Origin of the sequence: Paraburkholderia lacunae, from assembly GCF_003353175.1 — a bacterium.
Lineage (GTDB): Bacteria > Pseudomonadota > Gammaproteobacteria > Burkholderiales > Burkholderiaceae > Paraburkholderia > Paraburkholderia lacunae.
Window position 1 is genome coordinate 1 of record NZ_QHKS01000096.1, and the last position, 1,132, is coordinate 1,132.

General features: G+C 59.3%; 1 protein-coding gene. It reads left to right on the forward strand.

Annotated elements, in window-relative coordinates; genetic code table 11:
• On the forward strand, positions 1-1,125 hold a 1,125-nt coding region (locus DLM46_RS38890; protein WP_123060205.1), incomplete at its 5' end, for an IS30 family transposase.
• Positions 1,126-1,132: the final 7 nt, after the last annotated feature.

Consider the following 1,132-nt stretch of genomic DNA (forward strand, 5'->3'; position numbering starts at 1 on the left):
CAGAAAGCGCTGATGTGGGAACGTTGGCAGAAGGGCGAATCTCTCCAGAAGATCGCCCAGCTTTTTGATCGGAACCACTCGTCGGTCCAGGGGATTCTGGCTGAGACAGGTGGGATCCGGCCACCACAAAGGCACCGTTCGGGATTGTCGCTGACGTTGGCTGAGCGCGAAGAGATATCACGGGCGCTCGTGGCTGGCGATTCGATCCAGTCGATCGCGAGGCGACTTTCGCGAGCTCCCTCCACCATCTGCCGTGAGATCAAGCGTAACAGCGGACCGGACGGCTACCGGGCGAGCCACGCCGACCAGCTTGCCTGGGATCGGGCGCGGCGTCCCAAAGCCTGTAAACTGGTTGAGCACCGGATGCTGGCGCACATCGTGGCAGGCAAGCTCCAGCTGCAGTGGTCACCGCAGCAGATTGCCGGATGGCTCAGGCGCGCGTACCCGGACAACGAGGACTTCCACGTGTCCCACGAGACCATCTATCGCACTCTCTTCATACAGGCCCGTGGTGCCCTGAAGAAGGAGTTGCTGGCGCACTTGCGGCGCACGCGGGCTATGCGCCGTTCGCGCCATCACACGCAGAAGACGGATGATCACGGCAGGATTCGCGACACGGTATCGATCAGCGAACGCCCAGCTACAGTTGAAGACCGCGCGGTACCGGGCCACTGGGAAGGTGATCTGCTGTGCGGTAGCGGCAGCAGCCAGATCGCGACACTCGTCGAACGGCAGACACGCTACGTCATGCTGGTTAAGATCGCCAGCAAGGATAGCGAGACGGTCATCAATGCACTCATCAGGCATGCCTGCAAGTTGCCGCAGGAACTCTATAAATCGCTGACATGGGATCGGGGAACGGAAATGGCCGGGCACAAACGTTTCACCGTGGCCACCGATATCAAGGTCTACTTCTGCGACCCCCATCATCCATGGCAGCGCGGATCGAACGAAAATACGAACGGGCTATTGAGGCAGTATTTGCCCAAAGGCACCGACCTGTCAGTGTATTCACAGGCTAAACTCAATGCCGTAGCGAGACGATTGAACGAGCGTCCGAGAAAAACCCTGAACTACGAAACGCCAGCCGAACGATTCCAGCAAACTATTGCATCCACCGGTTGAATCCGCC